The 14,940-nt window shown below is 75.9% G+C and carries 11 protein-coding genes; 6 read left to right on the top strand and 5 right to left on the bottom strand.

Going from position 1 to position 14,940, the window contains the following annotated elements:
* Positions 1 to 5: 5 nt before the first annotated feature.
* Positions 6 to 1,262, top strand: coding sequence for a glycosyltransferase (locus K330_RS0107800; RefSeq protein ID WP_022921276.1), 1,257 nt, complete (start codon positions 6 to 8; stop codon positions 1,260 to 1,262).
* A gap of 4 nt (positions 1,263 to 1,266) precedes the next feature.
* On the opposite strand, the gene K330_RS20000 is transcribed toward K330_RS0107800, so the two are convergent.
* Positions 1,267 to 1,911: a phosphoribosyltransferase gene (locus K330_RS20000; RefSeq protein ID WP_022921275.1), complete on the bottom strand. Its 645-nt coding sequence runs from the start codon at positions 1,909 to 1,911 to the stop codon at positions 1,267 to 1,269.
* Between the two features lie 148 nt (positions 1,912 to 2,059).
* Between K330_RS20000 and K330_RS19995 the strand changes: the two genes are divergently transcribed.
* Positions 2,060 to 2,668 (top strand): DnaJ family domain-containing protein, encoded by a 609-nt coding sequence (locus K330_RS19995; RefSeq protein WP_022921274.1) that lies wholly within the window; start codon positions 2,060 to 2,062, stop codon positions 2,666 to 2,668.
* A gap of 14 nt (positions 2,669 to 2,682) precedes the next feature.
* On the opposite strand, the gene K330_RS19990 is transcribed toward K330_RS19995, so the two are convergent.
* Positions 2,683 to 3,915, bottom strand: coding sequence for a glycosyl transferase family 1 (locus K330_RS19990; RefSeq protein ID WP_022921273.1), 1,233 nt, complete (start codon positions 3,913 to 3,915; stop codon positions 2,683 to 2,685).
* A 40-nt stretch (positions 3,916 to 3,955) separates the two neighbouring features.
* Here K330_RS19990 and K330_RS0107780 point away from each other — a divergent pair, with 40 nt between their 5' ends.
* From K330_RS0107780 to K330_RS0107770, 3 genes are read left to right on the top strand one after another with little or no spacing between them, the layout of a single operon-like run.
* Positions 3,956 to 5,731: an ABC transporter ATP-binding protein gene (locus K330_RS0107780; protein ID WP_029202441.1), complete on the top strand. Its 1,776-nt coding sequence runs from the start codon at positions 3,956 to 3,958 to the stop codon at positions 5,729 to 5,731.
* Positions 5,728 to 8,097, top strand: a complete 2,370-nt coding sequence (locus K330_RS24030; protein WP_022921271.1) for a glycosyltransferase — start codon at positions 5,728 to 5,730, stop codon at positions 8,095 to 8,097. Before K330_RS0107780 ends, K330_RS24030 begins: the two co-directional genes overlap by 4 nt.
* On the top strand, positions 8,094 to 9,239 hold the full coding sequence (locus tag K330_RS0107770) for a glycosyltransferase (protein ID WP_022921270.1): 1,146 nt from the start codon (positions 8,094 to 8,096) through the stop codon (positions 9,237 to 9,239). The genes K330_RS24030 and K330_RS0107770 overlap by 4 nt, the downstream gene beginning before the upstream one ends.
* Before the next feature lie 39 nt (positions 9,240 to 9,278).
* On the opposite strand, the gene K330_RS19985 is transcribed toward K330_RS0107770, so the two are convergent.
* Positions 9,279 to 10,349: a hypothetical protein gene (locus K330_RS19985; protein WP_022921269.1), complete on the bottom strand. Its 1,071-nt coding sequence runs from the start codon at positions 10,347 to 10,349 to the stop codon at positions 9,279 to 9,281.
* Positions 10,350 to 10,412: 63 nt separating this feature from the next.
* Positions 10,413 to 11,468 carry a non-hydrolyzing UDP-N-acetylglucosamine 2-epimerase gene (gene wecB, locus K330_RS0107760; protein WP_022921268.1) on the bottom strand — a complete coding sequence of 352 codons (1,056 nt, stop codon included), beginning with the start codon at positions 11,466 to 11,468 and terminating at the stop codon, positions 10,413 to 10,415.
* A 43-nt stretch (positions 11,469 to 11,511) separates the two neighbouring features.
* Here wecB and K330_RS22600 point away from each other — a divergent pair, with 43 nt between their 5' ends.
* Positions 11,512 to 13,824: a glycosyltransferase gene (locus K330_RS22600; protein ID WP_051145523.1), complete on the top strand. Its 2,313-nt coding sequence runs from the start codon at positions 11,512 to 11,514 to the stop codon at positions 13,822 to 13,824.
* A 142-nt stretch (positions 13,825 to 13,966) separates the two neighbouring features.
* Here the strand turns inward: K330_RS22600 and K330_RS0107745 are convergent, their stop codons facing one another.
* Complete coding sequence (locus K330_RS0107745; RefSeq protein ID WP_022921267.1) at positions 13,967 to 14,887, bottom strand: alpha/beta hydrolase; 921 nt, start codon at positions 14,885 to 14,887, stop codon at positions 13,967 to 13,969.
* Positions 14,888 to 14,940 lie beyond the last annotated feature (53 nt).

Below are 14,940 nucleotides of genomic sequence, written 5' to 3'. Positions count from 1 at the left end.
CCCACGTGCAGGTCGCCCGTCGGCCCGGTGCCCGCCCCCGGGTGCTGCTCGTGAGCCGGATCTACGCGCCGGAGTCGGCGGCGGCCACCTTCCGCCTGGGGGCGCTGGTCCGAGCGCTGTCCGGGCGGGCCCGGGTCGGCGTGCTCACCACGACGCCGCCCCCGGCCCTGCGCGCGCGTGGAGCCGCGGGCCGACGGCCTGCGCCCGCCCCCGACGGGGTCACCGTGTCGCGGTGGCCCGCGCTGCGGGACGCGACGGGCTACGTGCGCGGCTACCTGCCCTACCTGTCCTTCGACCTGCCGCTCGCGCTGCGGCTGCTGGGGGCGCGGCGCCCCGACGTCGTGGTCGTCGAGCCTCCGCCCACGACCGGCGCCGTCACCCGGGTCGCGCTGGGCGTCCGCGCGCTGCCGGGCCGCACGCGAGGACACGACCGCGTGCCCTACGTCTACTACGCCGCCGACGTCTGGTCCGACGCCACCGCGTCGATGGGGGCGCCGGCGCCCGTCGTCACCGCGATGAGGTGGGTCGAGCGGTTCGCCCTGCGGGGGGCGCGCGACGTCGTCGCCGTCTCGGAGGGGGTCGCCGAGCGGGTGCGGGCCATCGCCGGCGGTGACACGCCCGTGACGGTCGTGCCCAACGGCATCGACACCGACGTCTTCACGCCGGACGGTCCGCGGCACCCCGAGGCGCCGGCGACGCCATACCTGGTCTATGCCGGGACGGCCTCGGAGTGGCAGGGCGCCGAGATCTTCGCCGAGGCCATGCGCGAGGTGGTCCGCGAGGAGCCCGGGGCCCGCCTGGTCTTCCTCGGGCAGGGATCGTCCTGGCCCGTGCTGCGGCGCGTCGCGGACGAGCTGCCGCGCGGCGCGCTCGAGCTGCGGCCGCTCGCCCCGGTCGAGGAGGCTGCCGCCTGGCAGCGGGGGGCCGCCGCCGCGCTGGTGTCGGTCCGGCCTGGTGTCGGCTACGACTTCGCCTACCCCACCAAGGTGATCGCCGCCCTCGCCTGCGGCACGCCGGTCGTCTTCGCCGGTCCGGGCCCCGCCGCTGCCGACGTCGCCGCGCACGACCTGGGCGAGGCGGTGGGGTATGACGTCATGCAGGTCGCGGCGGCCATGCTCCGCGCCGTGCGCGCCGGGCGGGAACCGCACAGCACCGCCGATGCGGCACGCCGCGTCGCGTGGGTCCGCGAGCACCGCAGCCTGTCCGCCACCGGCCGCCGGGCCGCGGCGGTGGTGCTGCCCGAGGGGGCGGAGGAGGCCTGAGGCCTCAGCCGGGGTGCCCGGCGAGCAGGGCCGTCACCTCCTCGTCCGTGGTCGGGGTGAAGTCGCGGTAGAACGCGCCGACCGCACGCATGCTGCGCGGCGCCTCCACGCAGACGACCTGGTCCGCCTCCGGCAGGCCGTCCTCGGCGCCGGCGGGCATCACCGGCACCGCCAGCACGACCTCGGCCGCACCGCGGTGCCGGGCGACCTGGCAGGCGGCGCGCGCCGTGGCACCGGTCGCGACGCCGTCGTCGACGACCAGCGCCAGCCGGTCGGTGAGGTCCATCGCGGGGCGGCCCCGCCGCAGCCGCTCCGCGCGTTCGCGGACCACCGCCCGCTCCCGGCGCTCGACCGCGGCCAGCTGGGCCTCGTCAACCCCCGCCCGGGTCATGAGCATCCGGTCGAGCACCTCGGTGCCGTCCTCGCCGACCGCTCCCATGGCCAGCTCGGGCTGGGTCGGCACCCCGAGCTTGCGGACGACGAGCACGTCCAGCGGCGCCCCGAGGACGCGCGCCACCTCGGCGGCCACGGGCACCCCGCCGCGGGGCAGACCCAGCACGACCGGGTCGCGCCCACGCAGGTGCCCCAGCCGGGCGGCGAGCAGCCGGCCAGCCTCCCGGCGGTCCGCGAACACCCTGCCGTCGCCCACGCGCGTCCTTCCTCCGCTCTCATGATCGCGCCGCCGCGGGCCGGGCCACAAGGTCGCGCGGGCCGCGCGGAGCCGGGCACCGGCGGCGCGCCGCCGGGACGGGCGCGCCCTCGGCGCGGGTCCTACCCTGGAGAGGGAGGAGGCCGGTATGACCGATGACGAGCAGCAGGGCCCCACGTGGGGCCGTCCGGGACAGCGTCCGGGTGCCCCGCGGGCCGAGGACCAGCTCGCCGACCAGGGCGTGCGGCCACGCCCGTCCGCGGCACGGACGGCCAACGCCGTCGCCACCTGGGTCGACCAGCAGATCCAGCAGGCGCAGCGCCAGGGCGCCTTCGACGACCTGCCCGGGGCCGGCAGGCCGCTGCAGGACGTCGACGTGCGCACCGATCCCGACTGGTGGGTGCGGGGGCTGATCGAGCGGGAGAACCTCGACCTGTCCGAGGCGCTGCCGGGCGTGATGCAGCTGCGCCGGGAGAAGGCCGCCTTCCCGGACTCCCTGCTGGACCTGCCTGACGAGGCCGCCGTCCGGCAGCGGCTCGAGGACTTCAACGACCGGGTGCTCGCCGACCGCCGGCGGCCCCACGTGGGCCCCCACCCGCCACCGGTGGTCGGCCGGGTCGACGTCGAGGAGACGCTCGAGGCCTGGCGTGCCGCGCGCGCCGCCCGCCCCGCGCCGGCGCCGGAGCCGCAGGTCACGGTGGTCGAGCCGCTCGAGCCCCGTCCCCGGCGCCGCTGGTGGCGGCGCCGGTCCGGCTGAGGACCGGGAGGGGGTCAGCCGGTCCCTGACGCGGCGCCGAGCCAGGGGGCGAGGACCCGCGCCGCCCTGCTGCCGTCGTGGTGCTCGCGTGCCCATCCGGGGCCCCGGGCGGCGACCGCCTGGTGCGCGGGACGGTCGGCCAGCACCTGCCCGAGCACCTCGCGCAGGGATTGCGGCCCCGCCTCCACCACCGGCAGGCCAGCGGCGAAGCGGTCGCGCACCTCCTCGGAGAGGTGGGCCACGACCAGGCGGCCGGCGGCGAGGGCCTCCGCCACCAGGACCCCCGGGTTGCCCAGCACGACCTGGTCGACGACGACGTCGGCGTCCGCGACGAAGCCCGCCATCTGCGCGTGAGGGACCCCGCTGAGGCGGCGGTACTCGACCAGCCCGTCGCGCTCCATACCGCTCAGCACCTCCTCCACCGCGTCCGTGCCCTTGAGCAGCGGGTTGGAGGGCGCGTGCAGCACCACGGGCCGGTCGCGCGCGAGCGGCTCGACGGCCGCCTCCTGCGCCGCGCGGGCGAAACGGTCCACGTCCACGACGAGCGGAAGCCAGAGCGCGCCGGGGACGAAGTCGAGCAGGTCCGGTGTCGACACCAGCACCGGGCCGCCGCCCGCATCGTGCCAGCGGGCCAGGTCGGCGCGGTTCTTCTCCACGATGCGCTGCAGGGTGCGCAGGTAGTCACCCCACGCCCGCTCGGGGCGACGGAACGGGCTGTCCGGGTAGCGCTCGGCGTGCTCGCGCAGGTCCCGGATCTCGCTACCGTGGTAGAGCACCGCGGAGGAGACCCCGGCCCGGCGCAGGGCCGGCTGGTCGTCGAGCATCGAGGCGGCGTGGAAGTCGGCCAGGACCGGTCGGCCCGACTCGTGCAGCACGTGGGTCGCCTCGCGCAGCACCCGCTCGCCGTGGATCTCGCGCACCCGACCGCGCTGGGCCAGGGCCGAGATCCGGTGGTCGGCGCGGAAGCCGTAGTGGGCCTGGGTCAGGGACCGCTGCGCCCAGAGGTTCTGCGCGGCCGTGCCGGGCAGGTGCTGCTCGGCGGCCCGGGCCCACTCCCAGGCCTGGCCCGCGGTGTTCCAGGGACCGACGTAGAGGGCCCGCTCCGCGGGCCGCATGGGAGCCAGCGCGCGCAGCTCCCCGTCGGCCCGGCGGCGCACCGGCGCCGTGGCGAGGTCACGCACGGGGCGGGGCATCCGGGCCAGGGCGGCCCAGGCCAGCCGGCGCAGGTCGTTCAGCGGTTCGGCCACGTCAGCAGCCTACGATGGGCCGCATGACGAGGCGGTGCGCGTGATCAGGCTGCTGCGCGCGCTGCGCCGGCTGCTGCCGCTGCTGCCTCCCTCGACGCGCTGGTTCCTCGTCGGGTATGCCGTGCTCTCGAGCCTGCTCGCGGTCGTGGACATCCTGGCGCTCTCGCTGCTGGCGCTCACGCTGGCCCCGATGGTCCAGGACCGGCCGGTCACCATCCCCCTGCTCGGCGAGGTGCCCCCGGAGGGCTACCCCTGGCTGCTGGGCGGCATCACCCTCCTCGTGGTGCTCAAGGGCCTGGCCACCCTGGCGCTGCAGTGGGCGGTGTCCCGGCGCCTCGGCGCCTACGACCTGGTCATCGGCGACCGGCTCTTCGGGGCCTACATCCGGGCGCCGTGGACCGAGCGGCTCAAGCGCAACACCGCCCAGCTCGTGCGCCTGGCCGACGTCGGCATCGCCAACACCACGACCGGCCTGCTGCTGCCGGCGGCCTCGCTGCCCGCCGAGCTGGCCACCTTCGGTGCGGTGCTGGTGGTGCTCCTGGTGGCCCAGCCGCTGACCGCGCTGATGACCTTCGCCTACCTGGGGGGCCTGGCCGTGCTGATGTACGTCGTGATCTCCCCGCGCGCGGTCGTGGCGGGCCGGGTCGGGCGCGACTACTCGTTCAAGGTCGCCGGGCTGATGACCGAGATGATGGGGGCGCTCAAGGAGGTGACCCTGCGTGGCAAGGCGCAGGAGGTCGCCGACGAGGTGCACGCCAACCGGGTGCACGCCGTCCGCGCGCGGACCAACCTGATGTTCCTCAACTCCGTCCCCAAGTTCGTCACCGACACCGGCCTGGTGCTCGGCTTCGCCCTCGTCGGGGGGATGGCGTTCCTCCTCGGCGGGGCGGGTCAGGCCTTCGAGGCGATCGCGCTCTTCGCGGTGGCCGGGATGCGGATGATCCCCAGCGTCAACCGGTTCCAGTCGGTGATGACCCAGACCTCGAGCACGCTGCCGCACGCCGAGGCGGTCATCAGCGACATCCTGGAGGCGCGCGGCTACGTGGAGGACGCCGAGCGGCTCGGGCAGGAGCCGCTGCCGCAGGACCCGTCGCTGCTCGCGCTCCGCGGGGTCGGCTTCACCTACCCCGGGTCCCGGGAGCCGGCGCTGCGCGAGGTGGACCTGGACATCCCGCTCGGGTCGTCCGTGGCCCTCGTGGGTGCCTCAGGAGCCGGCAAGTCGACGCTGGTCGACGTGCTCCTCGGCCTGCTCGTGCCGCAGGAGGGCCAGATCCGCATCGACGACCAGCCGCTGGCCGACGTGCTCGCCGCGTGGCGCTCGCGCGTCGGCTACGTCCCGCAGGACGTCAACCTCTTCGACGGCACCATCGCCCAGAACGTCGCGCTCACCTGGGGGGAGGACCTCGACGAGGACGCGGTGGAGCGAGCCCTGGCCCGGGCGCAGCTGCTGGAGGTGGTCCGCGAGCGCGGCGGGCTCCATACCCGGGTCGCCGAGCGCGGGCTGGCGCTGTCCGGGGGGCAGCGCCAGCGCCTGGGCATCGCCCGGGCCCTCTACGCCGACCCGCTCGTGCTGGTCCTCGACGAGGCGACCTCGGCGCTGGACACCACCACGGAGGACGCCGTGGCCCGCGCCATCCGCGAGCTGCACGGCCAGGTGACCGTCATCGCCGTGGCCCACCGCCTCTCCACGGTGCGCCACTCCGACCAGGTGTGCTTCATGACCGACGGCACGATCGCCGCACGGGGCAGCTTCGACGAGGTCGTCGCCGCCGAGCCGGAGTTCGCCACACAGGCCCGGCTCTCGGGGCTGGCGTGAACGGACCCGCCGTCGACGTCGTCGTCGCCACGCACTCACCGGGCCGCCCCGCCCACCGGGCGGTCCTCTCCGCGCTGCGCGACGCGGACGAGCACGGCGTCGTCCCCGGCGGGCACCGTGTGCGCGTGACCGTCGCCTGCCACGAGCTGGAGCCGGACCCCGTGCGCCGTCGGGTGGAGGCCGCGCTCGCGGAGGCCGGGCTCGGGCACCTGGGGGCGCACGTGCGCTACCTGGAGGTGCGTGACGGGCTCGGCAGCCCGTCGGGGCCGTTCAACGCCGGCATCGCGGCCTCCGACGCCCGCTACGTGTCGATCATCGGCTCGGACGACTGGTTCGCCCCCGGGGCGCTGGGCGCCTGGGCCACGCGCGCGGACGAGCTCGGGTCCGGCTGGCTGCTGCCACGGCTGGAGACGCAGGACGGTGAGCACATCCCCACGCCGCGGGTCCGTCCCGGCCGCACGACCGACCTCGACCTGGTGCGCGACCGGCTGGCCTACCGCACCGCGCCGCTGGGGCTGCTGCGGCGGGAGACCCTCGAGGGGCTCGGGCTGCTGCCGGGGGACGGCTCCGGCCCGTTGACCGCGGGGATGCGCACCGGCGGCGACATCGAGCTGGGTCTGCGCCTGGCCAGCGGCCCGGTGCGGGTCGACTACGGGCTCGACCTGCCGCCCTACGTCATCGGCACCACCGGTGGCGACCGGATCACCGAGGCGGTGCGCCCGCTGGAGAGCGAGCTGGCGCCCTTCGCCGCGCTCGTGCGGCGACCGTGGGTGGGGAGGCTGCCCAAGGACGAGCGCCGGGCGCTGGCGGTCAAGCTGCTGCGGATCCACGTCCTGGCCGCGGTGCGGCGCCGGGACGAGGCCCGGCTGTGGCAGCCGGGCGACGCCGAGACCGCCCGCGAGGTCGTCGCCGCCTACCTCGCGCTCGCGCCGGGTGTTGGCCGGGCCCTGCACCGGGCGGACGAGGACCTGGTGCAGGAGGTCCTGGCGGCGCAGGACGCCGACGACCTGGCCGCGGCCTCGGCCCGACGCGCGGCGGCGGGGCGGTTCGACATCCTGCTGACGCGCGGGCCGCTGGCCAACCTCGACCGCGAGTCGACCGTCCGGTCCCACCTGGACACGGCCCTGTCCTCGGCCTGGCTCGCGGCCAGACAGCGCCGGCACGGCACGCCCGGGTCCCAGCGCCCGCACGCCGACCCCGCCGCGGCGGCCGGCGTGCTCGCCGGCACGCGCGTCCTGGTGCTGGCCTTCAGCCCGGTCCGCGGCGACGCCCGGGTCCTCAAGCAGGTGCGGCACCTGCTGGCCGCGGGCGCCGACGTGGTCACGGTCGGCTACGGGCAGGCCCCCGACGGGGTCACCGCGCACGTGCGGGTGCCCGACGGCGTCGTCAACGAGCTCGACGGGCGGCTGATCACCCTGCACGCCTACCGCGCCGCCTACTGGGCGCAGGAGGCTGTCCGCTGGGTGCGCCGCCACGTCGCGCCGGGCACCGCTGACGTCGTCGTCGCCAACGACACCGACACCCTGCCGCTCGCGCTCGCCCTGCGCCCCTCCGCCGGCGTGCACGCCGACCTGCACGAGTACTGGCCGCGCTGGCGTGAGGAGCACCCGCAGTGGCTGGCCCGCATCGGCCCCTACCAGGAGTGGCTCTGCCGGCGGCACCTGCCGCGGTGCGGTGCCGTCACCACCGTCAGCGACCGCATCGCCGAGGAGTACTCCGCCCTGGTCGGGGTCGACGTCGGGGTGGTCACCAACGCCAGTCCCTACCAGGACCTCCTGCCCCAGCCGGTGTCGAGCCCGCTGCGTCTCGTGCACTCCGGGGCCTGCCTGCGCAGCCGCGGCATCCACGTCATGGTCGAGGGCGTCCTCCAGGCGCTGCAGGACGGTGCCGACTGCACCTTCGACCTCTACCTGACCCCCAACGACCCGGACTACCTGGCCGAGCTCCGCGCGGCGGCGCAGGCCTCGGACGGGCGGGTCCGCGTCCACGACCCGGTGCCCTACACCGAGCTCTTCGCCACGCTGCACCGGCACGACGTCGGCGTGTTCGTCCTGCCGCCGGTCAACTTCAACTACGCCAACGCCCTGCCCAACAAGATCTTCGACTACGTCCAGGCCCGGCTCGCCGTGCTCGTGGGCCCCAGCCCCGACATGGCCACGGTGGTGCACCGGCACGGTCTCGGCCCGGTCGCGGGGTCCTTCGACGCCCACGCCCTGGCCACCGCGGTGTCCCGCCTCGACCCCGAGGCGGTCGCCGTGTGGAAGGCCGCGTCGCACGCCGCGGCGCACGAGCTGTCCGACGCCGAGCAGTCCCGGGCCTGGGTCGAGTCGGTGCGCGACATCGTCCGGGGGCAGGTGCCGCTGTGAGGCCGGACCCCCGGCCGCGCCTGCTGGTGATGTCCTTCAGCCCGCTGCGCTCGGACGCCCGGGTGCTGCGCCAGGTGCAGCTCTTCCGCGACCGGTATGCCGTGACCACCCTCGGCTACGGCGAGGCCCCCGAGGGGGTGGTGGAGCACCTGCGCCTGCCCGACGACGTGGTCAGCTGGCACAAGGACCGTCGGCTCCTGGTCGGGCGCCGGTTCGAGACCGCATACCGGAGCGCGCCGGTGGTCGTCGCGGCCGCCCGGCTGCTCGCGGGCCGGGCCCGCACCTTCGACGTCGTGCTGGCCGACGACATCGACACGGTGCCGCTGGCGCTCGACCTGCAGGCGGCGGCGGGGGTCCACGCCGACCTGCACGAGTACCACCCGCGCCAGAACGAGGAGAACCGCCGCTGGCGCCTGTTCGTCGCGCCCTACTACCGCTGGCTCGTGCGGACCTACGGCACGCGGGCCGACTCGGTGACCACCGTGGGGGAGGGCATCGCCCGGGAGTACCGGCTCCGCTTCGGGATCCGCGCAGGGGTCGTCGTCAACGCGCCGCACTTCGTCGAGCTGGAGCCGACCCCGGTGAGCTCCCCGCTGCGCCTGGTGCACTCGGGCAACGCCCAGCGCCACCGGCTCGACGTCATCCTCGAGGCGATGGACCTGGTCACCGCCCCGATGACGCTCGACCTCTACCTGATGTCCAACGACCCGGGCTACCTGGAGGAGCTGCGTGCCCGGTACGCGGCCTCGGACCGGGTGCGGATCCACCCTCCGGTCGCGCCGCACGAGCTGCCGGCCACCCTCAACGCCCACGACGTGGGGGTCTACGTGCTGCCGCCGGTGTCGTTCAACCACCTGTGGGCGCTGCCCAACAAGGTCTTCGACTTCGTCCAGGGGCGGTTGGCCCTCGTCGTGGGGCCGAGCCCGGAGATGGCGGCGCTGGTGCGGCGGCACGGGCTGGGGGTCGTCACCGACGACTTCACCCCCGAGGCGCTGGCCCGGGCCCTCGACGCGCTCGACCCGGAGTCGGTCCGGGGCTGGAAGGCGGCCTCGCACCGTGCCGCGCGCGAGCTGTCGGCGCAGGAGCAGGTGCGCGGCTGGGCCCGCGCGGTCGACACGCTGGCCGCGCGCGTCAACGGGTGAGCGTCGCGGGAGCACGCGCTGCGGCGCACCCCCGGCACGTCATACCCCGGTCAGCTGCCAGGTGCCGCCCGCGCCGCGTTCCTGGAAGCCCAGCGCGACGTTGATCGCGAGCATGTGGGCGTTCTCGCCGGCGTTCCAGGTGTGCACGCGCCGGACGGACGGCGCGAGCTCGGCCAGCTGGTGCAGGTTCACCGCCTTGACGAGCATGCCCAGCCGGTGGCCCCGGTGCTCCCGCACCACGAGGGTGCCCGCCTGGAACGCCATGACCGGCTTGTCCAGCGGCCGGTCGAGCTGCGTGAAGGCGACCAGCTCGCCGGTCGCCACGTGCTGGGCCACGGTCGTGACCAGCTCGCGGCCCATCTCCGCGCCCATCCGCTCGTGCTCGGCGACCCGCTGCGCGTCCCAGCTCTCCAGCTCGACCTGCAGCTCGCCGAGCGGTGCGTCGGTGCTCAACCGAGCCAGGAGCGCCGCCAGTCCGTCGAGGTGCTCGGGCGGGGTGCGTCCGACCCAGCTCAACGTCCGGTATGCCGTGCCCGCCACCTCCCGCGCCCGCGGGCCCGCGACCTCGGCCACGCCGAGCGCCGGTGCGACCTCGAGGACCCTGTGCTGCTCCACCTGCTCCAGCACGAACCCGAGGCCTTCCAAGGCGGTGGTCATCGGGTCGACCGGCAGTCGCCCGACACCGGTGCGTGGGGCGCGGTGCTCACCGTCGGTGGTGGAGCGGTGCAGGCTGACGAGCTGGACCACGCTGCGCCCCTCCTGGGACAGACGCCTGCGCGCGTGGTCCCACAGGGCGGGCAGGATCACCCCCGGTGCCGCCTCGGGGTCGACCAGGACCTCGCCGTGCGCGGAGGTCAGGTTGTCCTTCAGCGGCAGGCCCAACCACAGGGCGCCGACCGGCCGGGCGGCGTCGTAGGCGACCAGGACGAGCTTGCGGCGGTAGCCCTGCTCGGCCAGGGCGACGGCGAGCATCGGGGCGGGGTCGGCCAGGTCGTCGTCGCCCGTGAGCGCCAGGCGGCTGCGCCGCGAGAGCTCGCCGATGTCGGCGACGACCGGCGGGGGGTCGGCACCCTTCTGCAGACGCGGGACGTCGACGACCCGGATGCTCATGGGTCGAGTGTCCCGAGCCGTCGCCCGCGCGGCAAGGAAATTGTGCGCCGCCGCGCGGCGGGGTCAGGCGCCCAGCGCGTCGAGGACCGCCGCCGCGGCGTGGCCGTCCCCGTACGGCGCCGCGGCGGTCGGTGCGGGCGCGGGCCGGGCGAGGGCGTCGCGCAGGGCGGGACCGGGCTCGACCAGCACGTTCCAGCCGAGCTCGACGGTCTCGACCCACTCGGTCTCGGTGCGCACGGTGGTGCAGGGCGTGCGCAGCGCGAACGCCTCCTTCTGCAGGCCCCCGGAGTCGGTGATGACGCCACGGGCCTGGCTGACCGCCCCGACGAGGGCGGGGTAGGGCAGCGGCGCGCGGGTGGTCAGCGAGCCGCCGTCGAGGTCGAGCCCGTGCTCCTCGGCGCGGGCCCGCAGCCGCGGGTGGGCCAGCAGCACCACCGGGTGGTCGACCTCCTGGAGCGCGGCCACGATCGCGCCCAGGCGGGCGGGGTCGTCGGTGTTCTCCGCCCGGTGGATGGTCGCGACCGAGAACCCGCCGGGCTGCATACCCAGCTGTTCCAGGACCGCGTCGGTGTCGGCGAGCTCGTCGCGGACCCGGTACAGAACGTCGATCATGACGTCCCCGACCAGCACGGCACGCTCGCCCAGACCCTCGGCCCGCAGGTGGTCCACGGCGACCTCGGTCGGCGCCAGCAGCAGGTCGCCGGCGTGGTCGGTCAGCACCCGGTTGTGCTCCTCGGGCATGCGCCGGTTGAACGAGCGCAGCCCCGCCTCCAGGTGCGCCACCGGCAGGTGCAGCTTGACCGCCGACAGCGCGCCGGCCAGCGTCGAGTTGGTGTCGCCGTAGACCAGCACCCAGTCCGGGCGCCGGTCCTCCAGCACCGGGTCCATCGCGCCGAGGATCGAGCCGGTCTGCGCACCGTGCCCGCCCGAGCCCACGCCCAGGTGCACGTCCGGGTCCGGGATGCCCAGGTCGCGGAAGAAGACGTCCGAGAGCATCGGGTCGTAGTGCTGCCCGGTGTGCACGATCACGTGCTCCACCCCCCGCCGGGCGCACTCGGCCGCCACCGGGGCGAGCTTGACGAACTGCGGACGGGCACCGACGACGCTCAGGATCCTCACGAGGGTCAAGGGTAGGTGGGGGCGGGCGGGATACGTTTGAGGCATGCGCGTGTTGGTGGTGACGACCTGGTACCCGACCCCGGCGTCCCCCGGCACCGGCATCTTCGTGGCGCGCGACGTCGCCGCGGTCGCCACGCGCCACGAGGTGCAGGTGCTGCACCTCGTGGCACCCGCCCTGGCCCCGGGGTCGCACGACCCGCAGGGGTATGACGTCGCTCCGGGGGAGCGGGGCGGGACCGACGCGACGGAGACCCCTGTCGAGCGTTTGGTGATGGACCCGCGGCGTCCCGACCACGTCCGGCGTGCCGCGCGCAGGGTCCGGCAGCTGCTCACGGGGGCCGACCTGGTGCACACGATGGCCGTCTCCGCGCTCCTGCCCATGGCGGGCCGGCGTCCCGGTGCGCCCTGGGTCCACACCGAGCACTGGTCCGGGCTGACGGCGCCGGAGACCCTCACGCCGCTGCTGCGGGCCGCCCGGGTGGCCGTGCGGCCCCTGCTGCGCCGTCCGGACGCGGTGGTCGTCGTGGGGGAGGGCCTGGCCGCCGGCGTGCGCGGGCTGCGTGACGGCCCGGTGGTGGTCGTGCCGAACATCGTCGAGGCGGCGGAGCCGGTCCCGCGGCGTCGGCCGGAGGAGGACCTGCGCGATCGGGGTCCGCTCGAGCTCGTGGGGGTGGGTGGGCTCATCCCGCGCAAGGACCCGCTCACGGCGGTCGAGACGACCGCTGAGCTGCGCCGTCGTGGTGTCGACGCCCGGCTGTCCTGGGTGGGCGAGGGACCGTTGCGCGACGCCGTGCAGCGCAGGGCCGACGCCCTCGGTGTGCCGCTGCGCCTCACGGGGCCCCTACCGCCTGCCGAGGTGACCGCGGCCCTCGGCGCCTCGGACGTCTTCCTCCTGCCGACCCGGGCAGAGACCTTCTGCGTCGCCGCGGCGGAGGCGCTGGCGGCCGGGCGTCCGGCCGTCGTCGGGGACACCGCCGGACCGCGGGAGTTCGTGCATTCTCCCGCGGGCGGGCTCGTGCCGCCCGGCGCGCCGGCCGCTGCGTGGGCGGACGCGGTCGAGAAGGTGTGGCACGGGGCTGCCGGGATGTCCGCGGAGGAGGTCGGCCGTGACGTCCGGGAGCGGTACGGCGCGGAGAGCTATGCCGACCGCGTGGACGCGGTCTACCGGTCGGTGGTGGCCGGGACGGGCGAGCAGCGGGGTTCTCGTGAGGGCGGTGCCCCGGGGGCCGGTCCGACGGTCGACGTCGTGGTCGCGGTCCACGACGCGCGCCGCCAGACCGAGCGCGCCGTCCGCTCGGTGCTCGACGGGTCCGAGGGTGCGGACGTCCGGGTCACCGTCGTGGCCCACGACCTGGCCCGGGCGGACGTCGAGGCGTCGATGACGCCCGCCACGCTGGGCGACCCCAGGCTGCGGATCCTGGAGCACCGCGACGGGGTGCCCAGCCCGGCCGGCCCGTTCACCGCCGGGCTGGACGCCGCGACGGCGCCGTGGGTGAGCATTATGGGCAGCGACGACCGGCTGTCGCCGGGCGCGATCGAGCACTGGCTGGAGGTGGCCCGGGACACTGGTGCCGAGGTGGTGCTCGCGCAGGTCCGCCTCGAGGGGGCGACGGTGGCGACACCGCCGACCCGGGTGCGTCCGCGGGCCACGCTGCGCCACCGTCCGGGGCAGCTCGACCTCGGCGTCGGCCTGCGCCGCCGGACCGACCTCGACCTGGTCCGTGACCGGCTCAGCTATCGCTCCGCACCGCTCGGGCTGCTGTCACGGGCGGCCGTGGAGAGGACCGGTGCCCGCCTGCTCCCCGGTGCGCAGGTGGGTGAGGACGTGCCCTTCGTCACGCGGCTCTTCGCCGGCGCCCGTGTCGCCCTGGCCTATCAGGCTCCGTACCTGGTGGGCACCGACGCCGTCGACCGGACGACCTACGTGCCGCGCCCCGTGAGCGAGCAGCTCGTCGCGGTGACGGCCCTGCTGGACGACCCGTGGCTCGCCGTCCGGCCGGTGCGGGAGCGCACCGCCGTCGTGACCAAGCTGCTGCGGATCCACGTCTTCGGGGCGATCCTCACCCGCGCGGACCCCGGGTGGTGGACCCCGCAGGAGCGGGCCGACCTCGCCTCGGTCACCCGCCGTCTGCTCGAGGCGGGCCCCGGCGCCACCGGCGCGCTGAGCCTGGCCGACCACGACCTGCTGGAGGCGGTCCTCGACCCGTCGGTGCCGGCCGAGACGCTCGTCGGCCGTGCGCACGCCCGGCGGCGGCACGGCACCCCGCGCACTCTCCTGGTCCGGGACTGGAGGCGGACCCTCGACCGGGAGGCCCCCCTGCGGCTCATCGTGGCCTCGCTGGCTGCCCGTCGCTGACCCCGGGTGCGCGGGCAGGCTGCACCGACGGGCGCGCACAACGGCCCGGACGGACGGGAAACCCCAGGAAGGCCCCGGTTGTGCACGCCGGTCGAGACGCTCGAGCGATCAGGCGTGCGGCCGGCGTCCTCGGTGGGTCGGGTCAGAAGCGCGCGTCGAGCCAGGCGAGCAGGTCGTCCTCCACCTCGTCGCGGTTGACCTCGTTGAGGACCTCGTGGCGGGCGTCGGGCCAGACCTTCGTCGTCACGTCCCGCACACCGGCGCGCCGGAGCCGCTGGGACACCTCGGCCACGGCGGCGGCACCGCCGACCGGGTCGACCTCGCCGGCGACCACGTGCACCGGGAGGTCCTGCGGGGTCATCGCGTAGGTCGACTCCTCGCTGACCCAGCGTGTGCCCGTGAGCAGGTCGCGGTAGAACCCCGCGGTGGCGGTCCCGCCGCACAGCTCGTCCGCGGCGTAGCTGTCGACCTGGGCCTCGTCGCGCGAGAGCCAGTCGAACCGCGTCCGGTTGGGACGGAACGGTCGGTTGTAGGGCCCCAGGACCAGCGCCTCCATCAGCCGGCTGCGAGCACGCGGTCCCCGCAGACGCGCCTCGAGCTCGGCCAGCCGCAGACCGACCAGACCCAGGAGGCCCGGGTCGCCCGCCGTCCCCGACAGGATCAGCCCGGCGAGCCGCTCGCCGTGACGCGCGGCGTAGGCGCGGGCCAGGAGGGACCCCATGCTGTGACCCAGCAGCACCAGCGGCACGCCCGGGTGCTCCCCGCGCAGGTGGTCGGTCAGGGCGACCAGGTCGTCGACGACGTCGGCGAAGCCGTGCTCGTCGCCCAGGTGACCCAGGTGCTCGGCCCCCGGCGCGGTCCGCCCGTGGCCGCGATGGTCGGAGGCGTACACGGCATACCCCCGCGCGGCCAGCCGCTCCCCGACGTGCGCGTACCGGGCCGCGTGCTCGACCATCCCGTGGACGACCTGGACCACGGCCCGCGGCCGCCCGTCCGGCAGCCAGCGGTGGACGTGGAGGACGGTGCCGTCGGGAACGGTGTGGCTCAGCGTGGTGCCCTGCATGGCGACAGGATAGGTGCTGGTCGGGCACGTATCCTGTCCGTGCACTGGCCCCC

It is taken from the genome of Ornithinimicrobium pekingense DSM 21552 (assembly GCF_000421185.1).
Classification (GTDB): Bacteria; Actinomycetota; Actinomycetes; order Actinomycetales; family Dermatophilaceae; genus Ornithinicoccus; species Ornithinicoccus pekingensis.
The sequence above is the reverse complement of the archived record's forward strand: the minus strand, read 5'-3'. Positions and strand labels throughout refer to the sequence as shown.